The sequence below is a fragment of the Salegentibacter echinorum genome, from assembly GCF_900129445.1.
In the GTDB taxonomy this organism is placed as follows: domain Bacteria; phylum Bacteroidota; class Bacteroidia; order Flavobacteriales; family Flavobacteriaceae; genus Salegentibacter; species Salegentibacter echinorum.
In genome coordinates this window covers 1-19,459 of the sequence record NZ_FQVT01000027.1, presented here as the reverse complement: position 1 = coordinate 19,459, position 19,459 = coordinate 1, and the positions used below count along the sequence as shown (strand labels likewise).

The window sequence follows — 19,459 nt, the reverse complement described above, 5'->3', positions numbered from 1 at the left end:
ATATAAGTTGAACAGAAGATATTTTGGAGACAAAATATTTGACAGGCTAATAATAGCAAGCATTACAGCAAGTGGACACTAAACGGATATACAATATTTCTTTAGTCCATCTCTTGTTTTCCAAATTAATCGGGACGAATGGCAGCTAATTATGAAAGTAATAGTTTGATTATGCTACAGCCAATACAATTTACAACATACACTATACAGCACTTTTTCTATGGAATTTCATTCCAGTTTTAATAAGGGATAGTTTTTTTTATAGTAATAAATCTAGCTTTCAAGATCTGCGCCTACTGGAATAGAACAATCGTGAAAAGGTTCTCCATGTGGCGGATTTTTAGTGGGTTTATTTTGTCTAACCCTAATTGGCGAAGTGGTCATTTCGGGTTGCTTCTTAGTGTTGGCATTTTTTAAGGAAGCTCCTACCGGCATATCGCAGCGATGTCCCGGTTGGCCGTGTGGCGGATTTACATCTGGTGTCTCCGTACTTTTAGCTGAATTGTTGCTGGTCTTTGAAACCGGTGCAGTAGTTTGTGTTTCGGGTGTTTTTTCTTCCTGGTTCTTGCACGAATTAAAAGCAATAAGCCCCAGCAGAGCAAAGCCAAATAAAATTTTATTTCTTAGGTTTTTCATAGTTTTAGTTTTAAATGCTAAATATAGCAAATCTTTAAGGATTTTTTGAAATTTGAGATTTTGAAGCTGAAACAGCATTATATAACTTCATAAAAACCTCACAGGTCTCGGAGACCTGTGAGGTCTGGTATTTTAACGAATTTCACTTTATAATTAAAAACGAACATACAGTTAATCTATTTTAATAGGTTCTTGCTTTATAAGCGATTTTAATTCTTCCTCGTTTACGTTTAATAGACCTGCTTTTGGAAGCCGTTTTAGCATTGTTCTCCAATTTTCATCCTGTTCAAAAATACGGTTGAAAATCAATTTGGCCTCTTCAAAATTTTCAGAATTAGCCAGGGCCACGGCTTTCCAAAACTTCATTTCTAAATTGTTTGGGACCATGCTTTCTGCCGTTCCGTAGGCTTCTAAAGCTTTATTTACATCTCCGGCTTCCATAGCGAGATCACCTTTGTTCATATATTCATAAGCTCTGGCAGTTTTTAGCAAGCGTGCCAGTTCCTGTACCGGGTTTTTATGGTCATCAACCCTAAGATCTATCTTTTTATCTTTCCAGGACGCTTCAACTTTATCCTTTCCTACCACAATAAGCGCTGCCGATTGCCTGCCGCGAATATCCCCGCCGGCATTTTGAGCAGCTTCCAGTACTTTTACTACTCTTTCGGCTAAAGGGAGATTAGAATTTTCTTTAAAAGCGGCAGCCATAGCGGGAACTACATTGTCATTCAACATCATATTGGCTTGTACCGAAAAATTATCTCCGGTAATGTGCGAAGCGGCTTCTACGCAATTTTTCCCGGTGTAGGCAGCATTTTCTCCAGAAGAAGCCAACACTGCCAATTGTCTAAAATCTCTACCTTCATCATTATTGATAAGGGTTTCTACAACTTCTTCAGCATTGTTTCCTTCTTCCAGGAGCATAAGCCCTTCGGGGCCAAAAGAAGGATTGACAAAAGATTGGGTGGCAATTACTCCTATACCAGACTTCCCCCAGGCAACAAGCGGACCTACAGAAAACCAATGGCTTTGAACACCAACTGCCATTTCCCCGGTCTTAGCATCTTTAGCAACAATGGAATAAGTATGTGCAAAAGCATCCCCCGCTAGCGCCGGTTTTTGCGCGAAGGAGGTTAGGCCCAGGAGAAATATTAAAATATAGGAAACTAAAAATTTTTTCATCTTTTCTTAATATTTTGACATTAAAGATAACTAATCGTTATTAAAAGTGCTATAATTAGAAAAGACATTTCAGTAGATGGATAATTCAGCCAGATTTAATTTCAGGATAATTTAATAGGTTTTGCGGGAAGTTTTAGTTGAAGTTTTAAGGCATTTCTCAAAACATTCTTATTTTTGTGCGGCAAAACGGCCTCGTAGTTCAACGGATAGAATAGAAGTTTCCTAAACTTTAGATCCAGGTTCGATTCCTGGCGAGGCTACAAGACAGGAAGAGAAGTTTATACTGAGCTCAGCCGAAGTAATTCCTGGCGAGGTCACGAGCTATAACCCTTGCTTTTTCTGCAAGGGTTTTCTTTTTTGGTAGTGAAATTAAAGCCTGTGACGAGTACTCCTTAAAAGAAGGATTTTCAGTTAGCTAGGCTTGGTTTTTCCCAATGCCGTATTCAGTGATCTTATACCTTCAACCAAATCATAAAAAATTTTAATCTCTTTTCTTTAGAAAAATCCAAAAGCCCAAGGTGTCGCGAATTATTCTACTATTTTTGTGTTATAAACTTTAAAACATAATCATGAAAGAACTTGTTGAAAACATCCAATCTACTTTTGAAAACTTTCAAACCGAAGCTAACTCACAATTAGAGAGCGGAAACAAAAGCGCCGGTACCAGAGCGAGAAAATCTTCTTTGGAGCTGGAAAAGCTTTTAAAAGAATTCCGTAAAGTTTCTGTAGCAGAATCTAAAAAGTAAGATCTAATCTATTTGAAGGGGAATGTTGAAAATTAATATCAACATTCTCTTTTTATATAGCGTAATCGTTGGGTTTAAACTTTTAAAAATTAGGCTGCTTACCTTTAATAAGCTCCAAGCTTATATAAAAGAACTTCTTTATCACCGCCTTTTACGGTAAATTCCAATCTTGGGTCGATATCTGCATCATTCAAATCTATACTTGAAGTGCCGTAAACCGGAAGTCCTGTAAATAATTCCCCATTACTGTCAAAAAGATAGACTTTTTGCGTCTGTAGATCTGTTATACTTATAAAATATTTATTGTTGAGGAAAAAGATCTTAGGTTCGGTATATAATCCATAATCCAGGTTAACTGACTGGTCTTTAATCTTTACAATGTTTTCTGAAAAGCTAACCAGTAAATTTGGGCGTGCGGTAAGGTGATGGTTTTTAGCCAGGCTGGTATTTTCTAACCTAACATTTCCATTTGCATCGACTCTCACCAGCTGTCCTTCGGCATTTGTAGAAACAAAATCATTGTGAAACTCAAACCAGTTATTATTAGAAAAACCTATTTTTTTCTTCACATTTACACGGTGACTTCCGCGCCTGTTTAAAATGTTGAGTTTGCCAGATTCTTCAGGAAAAACAATATAATCTTTGTTTCCCATTCTAATATGTTTTGGCGCACTAACAATCTTTGTTGCAGCCTTCTTAAATTTAAATCCGTTAACACTTTTTCCATTTTTATCATACATAAAAACCTCGTTTCCCTGGGTTATTAAAAAACGGTATTTTCGGTTATTATCATAATCAAAAAGCGATAGGGGCTGCGTGATTTCATCCTTAAATTCTAAAGGAAATGGCTTTACAGTATTGCCATTCCTATCTAAAACTTCAATACTATATGGCGTAGCAAAAGCCATTTGCACCTTGCCGTTTTTAAATAGATCTACTTGCTTTATTTTACCTAAAATAGGGCCTTTTAATTTTTTCTTCCAAAAGATTGTTCCTTTATTGGAGATAAGGTAAAGCGTATTATCAACATCCTGTACGGCAATATCCATTTGGTTGTTAAGGTGGTTTTTTATAAGAACAGGCTCATTTAGTAAATCCTTCTCTAGTGTTACCGAAAGCATTTCTTCTGTTTTGCCACCGGTTGTTTTGGCGGTATAGCCAGAAATTGCCCCGTGTAAATGCGAGAAATCATTTTCTTCCACTAGTTGCAAAACGGCTAATTCCTGCTCCTCAAATACTAAACTTTGCATTTCATTTTTTAAGTGGGAAGCGACCACTTTTGTTAAATCCTCTTTAAGTTTTTCTGGTTGCCCTATCACCAGTAGCGAAGAAGCTTCTGCCAAATTATTGGTAGCCTGCTGATAATAGGAAGAATTGGCCAGGCTGTTTTTATTTTTATAATCGGCAATTAAATATTTTAATATTGCTTTGTTTTTCGCAAAAACCAGATATTCGCCGGGTGTGGCTACAAATTCTAAATTTTTAGACTGAAAAACAGGTGTGAGTAAATATTGAAATGCTTCTGAAGATTTTAACCGGAATATGGGAACGTCTCTATAGTTTTCTGTAAGTTCTGTGGTTTCAGTTATTAAATCGGAAGCATCAATATCCACTGGGGTTCTAAAGGCCAATACTTGTGTGTTTTCTAAATAAATCATCCCGGCTTCAGTAGTATTCAGAATTATTTCTTCGTTTTTCTTTTGAAGTGAATCTCCGCGAAACTGCCTTAAATTTTCTAAAAACTGTTTGGCATCACTAAACGCAAAGGCAACAAAACCTTTAGCGCTAACGGGTGTAATCTCTGGCATTTTTTGTAGTGCCGGCCCGGTGTTTTTTAGAAGTTGAACGATACTTGTTGAATCTTGCGCTATACTAAGTCCGTTAAAGCTAATTCCTTCTTTATAAAGCTGAAGATCTACCGCAGACCACCCCGAATATTTTAACGGTATTTTAAGATTTGGAAGTAGTGCTTTTTCTATTGCTGAATAGCGTTGGTGATTTAAAAGTAACGAAGTTTTATCGGGATCTACGGCGGCATGGATTTCTTTAAATTCTTCAGAATTCAGTTTGTTCTTCCCTTTTAGTAAGTTGATGAGGTTTGCTTCAGAATTACTTATTATAAAAGGCTCATCCTGCAGGGAAGCATAATATATTTCTTCGTCCAGTTGTGTTTTTTGAAACTTTACACCTTGTTTTTTAATGTTTTCAACCTGTTTATTCTCAAGGGAGTCTAGATTTAATCCAGGTGATTTTGGGAGAATAATACTGGTTACCAATTTTTTTTTAGTAGGGAATGAGAATGTGATCACAGCTTCTTGTATAGAATCGGTGTATTTTAAAAACCCAAAGCTTTTCTTTAACTGTTTTGCTAGTGTTAAGGAGTTTTTATTTAAAAAGCTAAGCTCATTTAGCTCGGTTTCAAGCTTACTTATGTTTGGAGTGTGAAGAATTACGGCTGCATCGGCCGGAATATAGGCAATGAAATTGTTAAGTTTTTGCTGATTTTGGCAGGACAGGAAAATGAGAATGCTTAAAACACCAAAAATACTTCGCTTCATAAAACTTGAGGATTTTATGCAAATATAAAAGTTATCTGTCAATGTTTGTGGGGGGGAGGTGGGTGAAATTGGTGTAAGAAAAAAAGCTTAGTATTTGGGCTTTCAGATTAACTATTTACCTAGACGGTTTTTATTTTTTAAATTTAAAACCAGTAACTTCAAAAATCAAGTTTTACCTGCTCGGGTAAAAGTCTAAAACTCTTGCGATGGTAAGGCGTACTGCCAAATTTTTGAATACCTGCCCGATGTTCCCTCGTGGGATAACCTTTATTTTGTTTCCAATTGTACATGGGGAATTCTTCGTGAATTTCTTCCATATAAGCATCGCGACACGTTTTCGCTAAAATGGAAGCTGCAGCAATACTAAGATATTTGCCATCCCCTTTAATAACACACTCGTGCGGGACCTTTAAATAAGGTTTAAATTTATTTCCATCCACAATAATATATTCCGGGTCACAACTTAAAAAGGCGATAGCGCGGTGCATGGCTAATATGGAAGCGTTTAAAATATTTACTTTATCAATTTCTTCCATAAAAACATGCGCGACTCCATAAGTAATAGCTTCTTGTTGAATAATTTCTTTAAGAGAAAGCCGGTCCTTCAGTTTAATTTGTTTAGAATCATTTAAAATTGAATTTTTAAAATTCTTGGGAAGAATAACCGCTGCTGCGGTTACCGGGCCGGCTAAACAACCTCGTCCTGCCTCATCGGTGCCTGCTACCTGGCATGATAAATTAAACCTTTTTAACATGATGCAAAAGTTGAAAGAATTTCCAATTAAAGCAAACCGAAGGTGATTTTTTACCTAAATCTCATAAAACTAGCCATCTATGTAAATTCAAGCTTTTTAGACTTTCTAAAATTATTGTGTGAACTTTATTAAATTAATTATAAAATTTAGAAAGTAAAAAGATATCTAATAAAAAATAGATTAATAAATTCGCAATAAATTGCCGTTTTAGCAAAGGAAAACGTTATAGTATTGGTTAATTGTCTCAAAATAAAAATAATCAATTAAAAATACATTTGGTTTATTAAGAAATTATTAGGATTTTTGACGCAGGCTAATTCAAATTTAGATAATAATGAAAAACAAATTACATGTGATGCTAACGCTATTCTTAGCGTTTGTGGTGCAATTTACCTTTGCACAAGAAAGTACGGTTACCGGTACGGTAATCGATGAAGATGGTTTGCCTTTACCTGGGGTAAACGTAATTGTGAAACAATCTTCAAGAGGAACTCAAACCGATTTTGATGGTAATTACAGTATTTCCGTCAATCAGGGTGAAGTGTTGATTTTTAGTTATGTTGGTTTTGATTCTCAGGAAATTACAGTGGGAGATTCAAATATCATTAATGTGACTATGAAAGTAGATGCTGCTTCTTTAGACGAGGTTATCGTTTTGGGATACAGTACTAAGGGTGTCGATGAAGTGACCGGTTCTTCCGTAAGTGTAGGAGGAGATGAAATTGCAGAAATCCCTGTTCCGTCTGTGGAACAGGCTTTACAAGGTAAGGTTGCGGGTGTGCAAATTTCTATGTCTTCCGGTACTCCTGGTTCTACTCAAGATGTGCGAATTCGGGGTTTAAGTTCTTTAGCACTTAACAATGAGCCTTTATACGTTATTGATGGAGTGCCTGTTGTGAACAATAATGTTTCTGGCAATGATGATTACAGTTCGTTAAACCCGCTATCTACTATTAATAGCCAGGATATTGAGAGTATGACTGTGCTTAAAGATGCTTCGGCAACTGCGGCTTATGGTGCTAGAGGTTCTAATGGTGTAATTGTAATCACTACAAAAAGTGGGTCTAGCGGAGAAACAAAATTTTCTTTTAGCACAACGGTAGGATTCCAAAATGATGCTTATAATAAAAGAAAATTACTCACTGAGGGCCAGCGTTATGATTTGCTAGTTGAATCGCTTGTAAATTCTTATGGAGAAACCAATGACTTTACTGAGGATAATGCCTTGCAGTTAGGGGTTGATTTTAATATTTTGGATCCAGATATTTTAGATTATCAGGTGGGAGATGGTTATAACTGGGATCAGAACATTAAAAATAAAGATGCTTTGACCCAAAATTATTCTTTTTCGGCTAATGGAGGAGATGAAAAATCAAATTTCTATGCTTCCCTAGGTTATAATAAAACAGAGGCAACTGTTAAAGGAATTGATTTCGAACGTATGACCGGTAGTTTTAAATATGACCGAAAATTAAGAGATAATGTTGATCTTCAGCTTTCGGCCAATGTTTCTAACGTAAAACAAAATCCGGTATTGGAAAACGGATCATTTTTTTCTAACCCGTTTATCACTCGTTATTTAATGAACCCTTTTAATAATAGGTTTAATGATGATGGTACTGAAAATATAGATTTACCTTTTGGTTCTCTGCCTAATATTTTTTATGTGTTAGATGAAAATTTTAGAAGATCGATGCTTACTAGAGCTATTACCAATACAAAGGTTGATTGGGAACTTTATGAAGGTTTAACTTTTTCTAACAGGATTAGTTTGGACTATCAATTGTCTGAATATAAAATTTATGTAAATAGATATGAAGGGGACGCAGATGATATAAATGGTTATGCAGAAAATAGTGACGAGAAGAACTTTAACTGGGTTTATCAGGGTTCTTTAAACTATGTGTTTAATTTTGGAGATCATAATTTTGATGTAAAAGGTCTTTTCGAATACCAGAACAATCAAAATTCCTATTTATATGGATATGGTGAAAACTTTCCAACAGATGGTTTAATTAATATTAATTCAGCAAGTGCGAATTTTGATGCGGACTCTAGCTTTGATGATTGGACGAATGTTTCATATTTAGGTTTGTTGAACTATAATTATGACGGAAGATATGTGGTTGATGCGACATATAGACGAGAAGGGTCATCAAGGTTTGCGCCTAATAATCGTTTCGGTGATTTCGGATCTCTTGGTCTAGCCTGGAACGTGCATAGAGAATCTTTTATGCAACAGAACAATATTTTTAACTCATTAAGACTAAGAGGTTCCTATGGTATAACTGGTAATAATAATGTAGATATTAATTCATATCAAGCATTACTATCTTATAGTGCAGATTATTCTAACCAGGGCGCCGCATTCCCTTCTCAATTTGGAAACCCATTTCTTACCTGGGAAACAGGAAAAACTTTAGATGTTGGTTTTAATTTTGGGATGTTGGATAATAGAATTTCAGGATCGTTTGCTTACTATAAACGTGTAACTTCAGATCTTTTGCAAGCAGTGCCTCTTTCTTTAACAACTGGTTTTGATTCACAGGACAGAAATGTTGGAGAAATGGAAAACTCTGGTATAGAAGTGGAGCTTTCAGGTGATGTTATTCGCACCGAAGATTTTCTTTGGAGTCTGAACGCGAATTATGCAAGTGTTGATAATGAAGTAACGGAGTTAGCTTTAGGATCAAATAATGAACCTTTAGATCCTCTTGCTGGAAGTTCTTATAAATCAACACGTGTAGGTTTGCCAGCTAATGCCTGGTTTATGAGAACTTGGGCTGGAGTAGATTCTGAAACGGGAAGTCCAACCTGGTACGTAAATGGTGTTGATGGAGAAGTGACTTCTAATTATAATGAAGCAGAGCGTGTTTATCAGGGTGCTAGCGCGCTTCCGACTTATTCTGGTGGTTTTGGAACACGAATTCAATATAAAGGTTTTTTCGCCGAGGCAAATGCTTATTTTGCAGGAGGACATAAAATATATGAGCAATATGCGCAATTTTACTTGAGAACAAATAGTTTTACGTTATCAAGCTATAATGGAGTACAGGAATTGACGCAAAGATGGCAACAACCTGGTGATGTAACCAATGTGCCTAAATTGGCTTTTGGTGGTAGTGATAATTTTCATGCTACTTCTTCACGCCATTTATATGATGGAGACTACATAAGACTTAAGAACGTTGCTTTTGGTTATAGTTTGCCAAGTGATTATGCAAGATCTATTGGTGTAGATGGTCTTACGTTAACCCTAAGAGGGACAAATATTGCAACCTGGGTTAAGGATGATGGATTAAAACTCGACCCAGAGGTGAGAGCTAACGGTTACACAACTTTAACTACGCCCCCGGTAGAAACTTACTCAATGAGCTTAAACATTAAATTTTAAAATTTTAAAGTATGAAACTTAAATATATAATCGTAGCAGTCTTTTCCTTTGGGCTGTTCTATTCTTGCTCAGAAGAGGATTTAGATCCTACCCTGTCACAAGATAAAAGTATTGAAACTAGCATCAATACTGTTAATGATTTGCAATCTGTAATCTATGGAGCATATAACCGTATGTCACTTACCGAGTATTATGGAAGGGATATTATAATTCTTGGTGAAATTTTTTCAGATAATGTTTATTCTAACGCAAATTCAAATCGATTTGTTGTAGAAGGTAAAATGGATTTAAATTCTGAATCTGGCATTGTGGATGACCTATGGTCGCAACTTTACGCTGTTATTGGATCTTCCAATGTGGTAATAAACGCAGAGGATATTGAAGGGGATGAAGCTGTTATAAATCACTTTAAAGGTGAAGCCTATGCAATACGTGCTCTTGCCCATTTCAATTTAGTTGAATTTTATGGACAACAAAATGTTAATGGTGGTGGAGAAACTGCTCAAGGGGTGCCCTATGTCACAAAATTTAGAGATGAGGAGAGTTTATTCCCTGCGCGGAATACAGTAGGTGAGGTCAAGCAAATGGCTTATGACGATTTAGATATGGCATTAAGTCTAATGTCTGAAGATTTAAATGATCCAACGAAAGAATATATCACTACATTCGCGGTGCAGGCAATTAAAAGCCGTATAGCTAATTACTTTGAAGATTGGGATATATCATTAGCTGCAGCCGAGACCATTGTTCAATCTGGTAATTATGATATTGCAGGTAAGGATGATTTTCTCACTTCTTTCTCTACAGATGGAGAAAAAGCTGCAATATTTGAAATTGCTAATACGCCTACAGATAATCCTGGTATCAACGGTCTTGCCAATATTTATCAAGAAGGCTCGTATGGAGATGTTGTTGTGCTTCCAAACTTAGCTTCTATCTATGAGGAAGGAGATGTTAGAGGTATTGGTGGAATCATTACGGAATATGAAAGTGGTGCTCTTAGAAATACTGGTAAGTATCCATCAACTGCACCTTATGAGGATAATATTGCGGTTATTCGCTATGCAGAGGTCGTATTGCTTTATGCCGAAGCACTTCTGGAAACAGGGAATACAAGTGAAGCACTTATCTGGTTAAATAAAATTCCTTCCCAAAGAGGGGCATCAACTTATAGCACTGCTACTAAAGATAACATACTCTTAGAAAGAAGAAAAGAGTTAGCTTTTGAAGGTTTTAGGTTTCATGATTTAGCAAGAACGGGGATGGATATACCAGCACCAGATTCTGTTCAGCAAGCCCATGGTGGCCCAGCTTATGGAAGCTATAATTTTGCACTCCCTATTCCTTTCGCAGAAGTAGATGCAAATGGAAATATAGATCAAAATGAAGGTTACTAATTTATAAAATAGTAAATAATTAAGTTGGAATTAAAAAGGCTGCCGAAAGGTGGCCTTTTTTTATTTATAAACCAGTATCGTGCTAATTAAATTTAAAACAGAATTTATCATTAAACATTGAAGGACAATTTATTGTTTTGCATTGACCAAAAACCCTTCGACGAAGCTCAGGATAAAACAAGAAAAAAAGTCTGGGCTTATCCCACGACTTCGCTCTGTACAAGCTGCACTTTATCTAAATTTATCGTTCAATTCCTCCTCGTATGCTGGGGATTAAGAACTCATTAACAACCTTAAGCATAAATATGAAAAATCCATTTTGCTGAAGTAGCCTTAAACTTTAATTAATTTTCATTTCCAATTTTACGAAAAATTTCGATAAGCCATAGAATTTCCATTAGTAGAATGATCCTAATAAAGTTAAGAAAACGAGTTTAGCCTTCGAGGAATACTGAAATCTGCTTCTCAAAATCCACCTCATCAGCATCATATAAGCATCGATAGCTTCCTTTGCAAAAGCTTTGGCTTCTTCACTTTCCTGTTCTTCCTAAATAAAATTATAGAGGTCAAAAATCTGATCTGCCGAAGCACTTTTACGCAACCATTCCATAAATCGCTAAAATCTTTGATAATTTCTGAATTGAAAAATAACCCTTAAAGATTCTAAAAATCCGCAAGGATTATTTAATCCTATGGTGTTGTAAATACAAGAATTGCTATAGTTGGAATTCTATTTCCAGTTCTCCTTGAGTTGCTTTATATGGATCAAAAATAAAAGTTCTTGGGCCTTCTCCATAATACTCTATTTTCCTTATGGTGTCTAAATCTCCTGATAAATTAATATCATAAAGATCTGGTCCTTGAATAATTTTAATAGTATCATTAACATATCCTTTTACTTTTATATTAATCATTGTATAAGGAAAAAATTTATAAGGTTGTAATACAACAGTTTGAGTTTTTGAAAAGTCAGTAATTTTTAATTTCGCCGTGTCTTTTTTTGAGCAACAAGTAAATAAAATGATAGAAATAAGGACATATAAAAATAATTTGAAATTTTTCATGCGTCTGTAGAAATTAGTTGTGAACTATTAGTAGCTAACCAACTATTGGTAGTTTGTGACCACTCTAAATTGCTAAGGTATCTTAAATCCCCATTTTCTAATGCTTCTTCAATTAATTGAAAAATAAAGTTACCATATTGGGTCGCCAATTCTCTTCCTTTGGAATTGTTGAATAAATCCATGTTTGTTTCCTTATAATGATTTGGATAGTCATAAGGTATTTCTTCATGGGCATCGGTTAATTGCTTAGTTAGGCTTGCTCCAATATAATTTGTGGAAAGTGCATTCCACAGCGTATGTTTTACGGCATCACCTTTACGGTTACGTACTGGTTGCGGGTAGAAAATCTCTGCATAGGTATAGGCCTCGGCAGCTGCTCTTAAATATGCTGTTTTTTGGATGATTGATAGATTTTCAAATAATGCCAGTTCATTAGGCGACATTCGGTTTTTTAAAAAATCATGCAAGTTGGGGTTATTAATTAAACGAGCTTTAATATCCACCTCACCACCATTCATAAAAGCATCGATAGCTTCCTTTCCAAAAGCTTTGGCTTCTTCACTTTCCTGTTCTTCCCTAATAAAATTATAGAGGTCAAAAATCTGGTCTGCCGAAGCACTTTTACGCAACCATTCCATTTTTGGACTATCGAACCTACCCAGTTCCAGTAAATCCTGGAGTTTCCCAATTGTATTTAACCGCATTATAGGTGCGGTCATAATATCGGTGCCATCAATACTATCATGATTTGGATCTGGGTCGCCTGAGGAAGGAGGAGGTAGTGACCCTCCATTACCTCCACCACCGTCCCCCGCTGGTGCGCGATTGCATCGCGTTCCTTGCGGCATAAGCCGATGCAGATAGAAAGAAAAATAGTAATATGTAAATATAGTTTTTCATTATTGACAGTCGCTATACGATCGTCATATCCGCTCATTTCTCCAAATTACCGGGTATTTCACAATTTTCTTTTCTGAAATTATCTCAATGACATAGGTTTGGAAAACTGCATTTTTAGACCCAGTATATGGCTTGTACTTTTGGTTTTTATACTTTTTATCAACCCATTCTATCTCTTTTTTCCTTATCTCTTCCAAATCAGAAAAATGATAATCTCTCAGCTTTTCTATACAAAGCGTATCCGCTTTTTCTGAATAAGAATAATACACCCCTATATTTTTAAAATATAAATTTTTACCCATCTGAGGATGGTTTTGAATCTTTTTTGAATGTATATCTTCATTATAGCGAATATAGATAGTATCCTTCGGATAAATTGATTTTTGCCCGAAAGAAAGTATCGGGCATAAAATCAATAGTAAACTTAAAACTTTAATTGCAGCCATTGGGAAAAGTATTTTTCATATTGGTAATTTGATCTTTTATAACTTGTTGCTCCTGAGGTATTTCTAGTTGCCAAGATATAGTAGCTTCAGAGTTCAGTTTAGATTCTCTCATTCCTCCAGATTACGGGATACTTCACAAACTTCTTATCTGAAATCACCTCAATCACATAAGTTCGGAAAACGCCGTTTCTAGTGGCCGGAGGCCTTTTATTGTCAAAAATCCAACGGTTTCTTTTTTCATTGATTTCTTCTAAATCAGAAAAATGATAATCTTTTATTTTTTCTATACAAAGCGTGTCTGCTTTTTCTGAGTAGGCATAAAACAAAGTCATATCTCCTTCTTCCGTTTCAATATTAAAATAAGTACCTAATCTTTGATTATACTTTCTTTCAAATTTAGCGTTCCAAGCTGCGTTACTCTTTTCCTGATATTTCACATAAATAGTATCTTTCGGATAAATTGATTTTTGCCCGAAAGAAAGAATCGGGCACAAAATCAATAGTAAATTTAAAACTTTAATTGCAACCATTGGGAAAAGTGTTTTTCATATTGGTAATTTGATCTTTTATAGCTTGTTGTTCTTGAGGCATTTTTAGTTACCAAGCTTTGGTAGCTGCAAAGTTCTGTTTAGATTCTTTCATTCCTCCAAATTACCGGGTATTTCACAAACTTTTTGTCTGAAATCGCCTCAATGACATAGGTTTGGAAAACTGCATTTTTAGACCCAGTATATGGTTTGTACTTTTGGTTTTTATACTTCTTATCAACCCATTCTATCTCTTTTTTCCTTATATCATGCAGATCAGAAAAGTGATAATCTTTTAGCATTTCTATACAAAGCGTATCTGCTTCTTCTGAGTGGGGATAAAACAAAGGCATATCTCCTTCTTCCGTCTCAATATTAAAATAAATACCTAATTTTTGTTTATACTTTCTTTCAAATTTAGCGTTCCAGGATGCATTCCTCTCTTCTTGATATTTCACATATATAGTATCTTTCGGATAAATTGATTGTTGCCCGAAAGAAAGTATCGGGCAAAAAACCAATAGTAAGCTTAAAATTTTAGTTGCAGCCATTGGGAAAAGTGTTTTTCATATTGGTAATTTGATCTTTTATAGCTTGTTGTTCTTGGGGAGATTTTAATTGCCAAGCTTTGGTAGCTTCAGAGTTCAGTTTAAATTCTCTCATTTCTCCAAATTACCGGGTATTTCACAAACTTATTATCTGAAATCACCTCAATCACATAGGTCTGAAAAACGCCGTTTCTAGTAGCCGGAGGCCTTTTATTGTCAAAAATCCAACGGTTTCTTTTTTCATTGATCTCTTCCAAATCAGAAAGATGAAAATCTTTTAGTTTTTCTATACAAAGCGTGTCTGCTTTTTCTGTATAGGGATAAAACAAGCTCAAATGTTTGCTGCTTTTATCTTTGATACTAAAATAGACTCCATTCTTTTTTTTATAATCCCAGTTTGTGATTTTCCTATTGGCTTCATTCTTTTTAAACATCACGTAAATAGTATCTTTCGGATAAACTGATTTTTGCCCGAAAGAAAGTATCGGGCATAAAATCAACAGTAAACTTAAAACTTTAATTGCAGCCATTGGGAAAAGTGTTTTTCATATTGGTAATTTGATCTTTTATAGCTTGTTGTTCTTGAGGCGTTTTTAGTTGCCAAGCCTTTATATCAGCAGTATTTAAACCTATCCAAGACAGCGCTTCTTTTTGTGCGGATGTAAGACTTGGGTCATAATCGGACAAAGCTTGTTTTATAATATCCCGATAATGTTGAGCCAATTTTTCAGCAATATTCAGTTAATCAATAACTCCTTCGTTTCTCCAAATAACCGGATATTTCACAAATTCACCTTCAGAAATAATTTCTATTAAATAAGTTCGAAAAACACCATTTTTAGAACTTGTATATGGTTTGTATTTTAATCCTTCAAATTTTTTATTTATCCAGTTATTTTTTTTCTCTTCTATTTCTTTCAAATCAGAAAAGCAATATTCTTTTAGCTTTTCTATACAAAGTGTGTCTGCTTTTTTTGTATAGGGATAAAACAAGCTCAAATGTTTGCTGCTTTTATCTTTGATACTAAAATAGACTCCATTCTTTTTTTTATAATCCCAGTTTGTGATTTTCCTATTGGCTTCATTCTTTTTAAACATCACGTAAATAGTATCTTTCGGATAAACTGATTTTTGCCCGAAAGAAAGTATCGGGCATAAAATCAACAGTAAACTTAAAACTTTAATTGCAGCCATTGGGAAAAGTGTTTTTCATATTGGTAATTTGATCTTTTATTGCTTGTTGCTCCTGAGGCGATTTTAATTGCCAAGCCTTTATATCAGCGGTGTTTAAACCTATCCAGGACAAAGCTTCTTTTTGGGTTTCAGTTAAAGAAGGGTCATATTCCGTTAATGCTTGTTTTACTACGTTTCGATAATGTTGAGCCATTTGTTGGTGTTGAGCATTGTTAGGAGTATTCTCGTTCCAATCATAACGGGTATAATAATTAAAAATGCCAAAATACTTGTGTTCGAGAGATTCTATAAATTGTTGAAATTGAGTTGGAGTCCAATCGTTAGCCCAATCTAAAGTGGTTTGATTATTATCAGCAGCGACCAAAGCATCCAGCATTTTCCGGTACATCTCTGCGTGCAAAACCTCGTGGATTAGAGAAACCGCTTTAAACACATCTGGTTTGTTTAAAATATTACCACTGGTAGAAGGATCTGTATTAAAATCTATATTGATCATATTTGAAGTCAAAGGCGGGTTGGTTATCGCCATAGCATTGGTGTAATCCTCATATACAGTACCAAAATTATTTTTAGCTCCAAATTTTAAATTCGCCACAGACATTTCGAGATCAAAATTTTTGAGGTAGTTATCAAACGTAGGGGCTTTGCCCATCTCGGTATATACATCATTTAAACATTCGTTTTCTTTGAACGAATCATCTACAATTACTTTATAGAGGAAATCCACCTCACCACCATTCATAAAAGCATCGATAACTTCCTTTCCAAAAGCTTTGGCTTCTTCACTTTCCTGTTCTTCCTGAATAAAATTATAGAGATCAAAAATCTGGTCTGCCGAAGCACTTTTACGCAACCATTCCATTTTTGGACTATCGAATCTACCCAGTTCCAGTAAATCCTGGAGTTTCCCAATTGTATTTAATCGCATTATAGGTGCGGTCATAATATCGGTGCCATCAATACTATCATGATTTGGACCTGGGTCGCTTGAGGAAGGAGGAGGTAGTGACCCTCCATTACCTCCACCACCGCCTCCAGATGGTAACCCTCCATCATGGCCAGGATCGCTACCCCCTGAAGGTCCGCCGGGATTATCAGATCCTGAACCTCCACCGCTATTGCCTCCACCATTCCCAGAGCAAGGCACTCTTTTTAGCCTATAACCTGTAACTTCCCAACCTGTGGCACGGCTAGTTTCTATAACTTCAACATAGGCATAACAACCTCCACTCCCTTTTTGGTCGAGGTTGGTTATTATTGCTTCAGCATTAAATTCAATAGGGGTTAAGCTTACTTTATTTTTAAGTGGGGGGAGTTTACCGTGTTCCACTACCGCCCTTTTGTCGGCCGTGTTAAGATGATAAGTAGCAATATATGCCTGGTAAGTACCATCTTTTTCTAGGTTCAAGACTAGGTTTTCTATGGAGCCTGTTTGCGTGTTGTGTTCAATTTGGAAGGTATATGATTTAGAATCACCTTTTTTCATTAAACGAGCTTCGTCACCAATAATCCTAAAATTGTTTTCTTTGGACTTTCCTTTGAAACTCTTCTTGTCAAAATACTTCAACACCTTGTTAACTGCTTTTTTATCTGCAATGTCTTTTATTTTGACTCCATTAATAATTTGGAATTCGTTTTCCTTAATTTTTTCTTTTGCTAATAATTCATCTATATTTTCTTTTTCACAGGAGGCAAATAATACAATAAAGAATAGCGTAAAGTAGATTTTTTTCATTTCAGTGAATTTAGTGTCAATTTATTAAAGCATGATAGTATGTTTAATGATAGTATAGTTGATATAAATATTCCGAATAAATTAGTCTAAAGTATTAAAAATTAAAATGTTTTTCGTTTTTTTATTCTATTTTCATTTAAACATCAGGAATATTTCATTCCTTGAGTCAATATTATATCCCTAAAATGCCTTCAGGCTTTAATTCAAATAAACTAAATTTGCGAAAAGCTTAGTTGATGAAAAAATTTTGCCTTCTTTTAATTTTTATTTTCCCCACTGTATTTTACGGGCAAAAAACCCTGGGAGGACCTCCGGATACTAAAACAAAATCAGACACGGTAAAACCGCCAATTACGGCATATAAGATCATTTCAGTAGAAAATGATACGACCTATGTAGATACCACTTTAAATATTCAAAAGGATTATAAATTTAATTACCTTAGAAAAGATAATTTTGAATTGCTTTCTTTTTCAAATACCGGGCAGACCTATAACCGGTTGGGAGCAGAGCTGGATTATCAAAAACTATATCCAGATTTTGGCGCTCAGGCAAGGCATTACAATTTTATGGAAGTCAAAGATATTCACTATTATCATGTGCCCACACCTTTTACCGAGCTTTACTTTAAAACGGTGCCGGAACAAGGCCAGCAACTAGATGCTTTTTTTACCATTAATACCTCAGAGCGTTTAAATGTCTCTATTGCTTATAAGGGAGTGCGCGCCCTGGGTAGCTATCAACATATTCTTAGTAGTACCGGGAATTTTAGAATGGGAATGAATTATAATACTTTAGATGAAAAATACTTTCTCAAAACACATTTTGTTTCCCAGGATCTTTTGAATGAAGAAAACGGCGGGTTTTCAGATTTGGCCCTTCAGCAATATTTAGATAAAGAAGAGGAGTTTGAAGATCGCTCTATTTTAGACATGAATTTTGAAGACGCCGAGAGTACCCTGTATGGAAAACGTTTTTATGTAAATCACTATTACCAGTTACGAGCTGCAGATTCGGTTTCGGGGAACTCCATAAAACTGGGGCATATTTTTAATCACAGTTATAAAAAGTTTGTGTTCTCACAACAGCAGGCGAAAAATGAAATTTTTGGACCTTCCTTTCAAAGCGCTAATATAAAGGATAACGTGCGCCTTAGTGAATTTTATAATGAAGCCTATGTGAAATATGCGAATAAAACCCTGGGTGAAATAAAAGCGAAAGCAGCCGTGAAAACTTTCGAATATGGTTATAAAACTTTCTTTGTTAGCAATACCGATACCATCAATAATAAATTAACAGGCGTAAATTATTCCCTGGGTGGCGAATATGCTAAAACCATTGGTGGTTTTAATATTAAAGCTGATGCTATGCTCAACCTGGCAGGAGACTTCACGGGTAGCTATCTTGCCGCTAGTGCGTCTTATGCACTCGATGAAGAAAATATGCTGGAATTTGGGGTAAATCAAAATAGCCATAGGCCCAATTATAACTTTTTGTTATATCAAAGTGACTACATTAATTATAACTGGCAAAATGATTTTGATAATGTAAATACGCAAAGTATCTACGGAAAATTAAATTCTGAAAAACTCTTTGATGTAGAAGGAAGATTAACACAAATTCAGAACTATACCTATTTTGCGCAAAACCAGGATACTCTGGTAAAGCCTTATCAAGCCGGCGACCAGGTGCGGTATATAAAATTAAAAGCGTCTAAAAATTTTGATTTTGGTTATTTTGCAATAGATAACACGCTTATGTATCAAAAAGTGCTTGATGGTGGTTCTTACTTAAATCTGCCAGAATTTGTGACCCGTAATTCTATATATTACAAAGACGAGTGGTTCGATAAAGCACTTTATTTACAAACAGGTTTTACATTTAAGTATTTTACTAAGTATAATATGAATGCTTACGATCCTGTTTTAGCTGAATTTTATGTTCAAAATTCTCAGGAATTAGGTAATTATCCGGTAGTAGACTTTTTTCTGAATGGAAAAGTCTCTCAAACCAGGATATTTTTTAAGTTGGAACATTTAAATGCGCTTATAACTGGAAACAATAATTTAGTTGCGCCAGGGTATCCTTACACAGATTTTTCGGTGCGATTTGGACTGGTTTGGAACTTTTTTCTTTAAATTTTCTACGGAAGCCAATAAGGTATCAGCTATTTTTTTTAATTCTAGCTGACTATCCCATTTCTTTGGAACCTTTTTTTGATTAGGTTCATTAAATCAAGTCTTATTATATAAGAATATGGAAAAAATAATCATTTTTTAAATAACGCTTGCCCACTCAAAAAACGGGTGTATATTTGCCCCCGCTTAGCAGGACAGCGAATAGCTTAGCTTGGCAAAGTTCATTGCATATTGGGGAT

Annotated in this window: 17 protein-coding genes and 1 tRNA gene; 5 read left to right on the top strand and 13 right to left on the bottom strand. The window is 35.2% G+C overall.

The window, feature by feature from the left end; all coding sequences use genetic code 11:
- Window positions 1–273: 273 nt before the first annotated feature.
- Window positions 274–636: a hypothetical protein gene (locus tag BUA71_RS17190; RefSeq protein WP_072882000.1), complete on the bottom strand. Its 363-nt coding sequence runs from the start codon at window positions 634–636 to the stop codon at window positions 274–276.
- Window positions 637–807: 171 nt separating this feature from the next.
- Window positions 808–1,818, bottom strand: a complete 1,011-nt coding sequence (locus BUA71_RS17185; RefSeq protein WP_072881998.1) for a DUF1028 domain-containing protein — start codon at window positions 1,816–1,818, stop codon at window positions 808–810.
- A gap of 188 nt (window positions 1,819–2,006) precedes the next feature.
- Here BUA71_RS17185 and BUA71_RS17180 point away from each other — a divergent pair.
- Window positions 2,007–2,078 (top strand) — tRNA-Arg (locus BUA71_RS17180).
- A gap of 309 nt (window positions 2,079–2,387) precedes the next feature.
- Window positions 2,388–2,564, top strand: coding sequence for a histone H1 (locus tag BUA71_RS17175; RefSeq protein ID WP_072881996.1), 177 nt, complete (start codon window positions 2,388–2,390; stop codon window positions 2,562–2,564).
- A 104-nt stretch (window positions 2,565–2,668) separates the two neighbouring features.
- Here BUA71_RS17175 and BUA71_RS17170 read toward each other — a convergent pair whose 3' ends face one another.
- Together BUA71_RS17170 and BUA71_RS17165 are read right to left on the bottom strand one after the other, a co-directional pair.
- A complete protein-coding gene (locus BUA71_RS17170; RefSeq protein WP_072881994.1) occupies window positions 2,669–5,122 on the bottom strand; it encodes a DUF3352 domain-containing protein in 2,454 nt (817 codons plus the stop codon).
- Window positions 5,123–5,280: 158 nt separating this feature from the next.
- Complete coding sequence (locus BUA71_RS17165) at window positions 5,281–5,877, bottom strand: ribonuclease HII (protein ID WP_072881992.1); 597 nt, start codon at window positions 5,875–5,877, stop codon at window positions 5,281–5,283.
- Window positions 5,878–6,211: 334 nt separating this feature from the next.
- Here BUA71_RS17165 and BUA71_RS17160 point away from each other — a divergent pair, with 334 nt between their 5' ends.
- A complete protein-coding gene (locus tag BUA71_RS17160) occupies window positions 6,212–9,271 on the top strand; it encodes a SusC/RagA family TonB-linked outer membrane protein (protein WP_072881990.1) in 3,060 nt (1,019 codons plus the stop codon).
- An 11-nt stretch (window positions 9,272–9,282) separates the two neighbouring features.
- A complete protein-coding gene (locus tag BUA71_RS17155) occupies window positions 9,283–10,668 on the top strand; it encodes a RagB/SusD family nutrient uptake outer membrane protein (protein WP_072881989.1) in 1,386 nt (461 codons plus the stop codon).
- Window positions 10,669–11,384: 716 nt separating this feature from the next.
- Here the strand turns inward: BUA71_RS17155 and BUA71_RS17150 are convergent.
- The 9 genes from BUA71_RS17150 to BUA71_RS17105 form a co-directional block, all read right to left on the bottom strand.
- A complete protein-coding gene (locus BUA71_RS17150) occupies window positions 11,385–11,732 on the bottom strand; it encodes a hypothetical protein (RefSeq protein ID WP_072881988.1) in 348 nt (115 codons plus the stop codon).
- A complete protein-coding gene (locus BUA71_RS17145; RefSeq protein WP_139277123.1) occupies window positions 11,729–12,580 on the bottom strand; it encodes a DUF6973 domain-containing protein in 852 nt (283 codons plus the stop codon). Before BUA71_RS17145 ends, BUA71_RS17150 begins: the two co-directional genes overlap by 4 nt.
- A 75-nt stretch (window positions 12,581–12,655) precedes the next feature.
- The gene (locus BUA71_RS17135; RefSeq protein WP_072881985.1) at window positions 12,656–13,078 is read right to left on the bottom strand and encodes a hypothetical protein; all 423 of its coding nucleotides are present in this window, start codon (window positions 13,076–13,078) and stop codon (window positions 12,656–12,658) included.
- A 98-nt stretch (window positions 13,079–13,176) separates the two neighbouring features.
- On the bottom strand, window positions 13,177–13,608 hold the full coding sequence (locus BUA71_RS17130) for a hypothetical protein (protein WP_072881984.1): 432 nt from the start codon (window positions 13,606–13,608) through the stop codon (window positions 13,177–13,179).
- A 98-nt stretch (window positions 13,609–13,706) separates the two neighbouring features.
- Window positions 13,707–14,156, bottom strand: a complete 450-nt coding sequence (locus BUA71_RS17125; protein ID WP_072881983.1) for a hypothetical protein — start codon at window positions 14,154–14,156, stop codon at window positions 13,707–13,709.
- Window positions 14,157–14,254: 98 nt separating this feature from the next.
- On the bottom strand, window positions 14,255–14,683 hold the full coding sequence (locus BUA71_RS17120; RefSeq protein WP_072881982.1) for a hypothetical protein: 429 nt from the start codon (window positions 14,681–14,683) through the stop codon (window positions 14,255–14,257).
- On the bottom strand, window positions 14,670–14,876 hold the full coding sequence (locus BUA71_RS17115; RefSeq protein WP_072881981.1) for a hypothetical protein: 207 nt from the start codon (window positions 14,874–14,876) through the stop codon (window positions 14,670–14,672). Before BUA71_RS17115 ends, BUA71_RS17120 begins: the two co-directional genes overlap by 14 nt.
- Window positions 14,877–14,894: 18 nt before the next feature.
- A complete protein-coding gene (locus BUA71_RS17110; RefSeq protein WP_072881980.1) occupies window positions 14,895–15,347 on the bottom strand; it encodes a hypothetical protein in 453 nt (150 codons plus the stop codon).
- Entirely contained in the window at window positions 15,334–17,082 is a 1,749-nt protein-coding gene (locus BUA71_RS17105) for a hypothetical protein (protein WP_072881979.1), read from the bottom strand. Before BUA71_RS17105 ends, BUA71_RS17110 begins: the two co-directional genes overlap by 14 nt.
- Window positions 17,083–17,318: 236 nt before the next feature.
- Here BUA71_RS17105 and BUA71_RS17100 point away from each other — a divergent pair, with 236 nt between their 5' ends.
- On the top strand, window positions 17,319–19,220 hold the full coding sequence (locus tag BUA71_RS17100; RefSeq protein WP_072881977.1) for a putative porin: 1,902 nt from the start codon (window positions 17,319–17,321) through the stop codon (window positions 19,218–19,220).
- Window positions 19,221–19,459 lie beyond the last annotated feature (239 nt).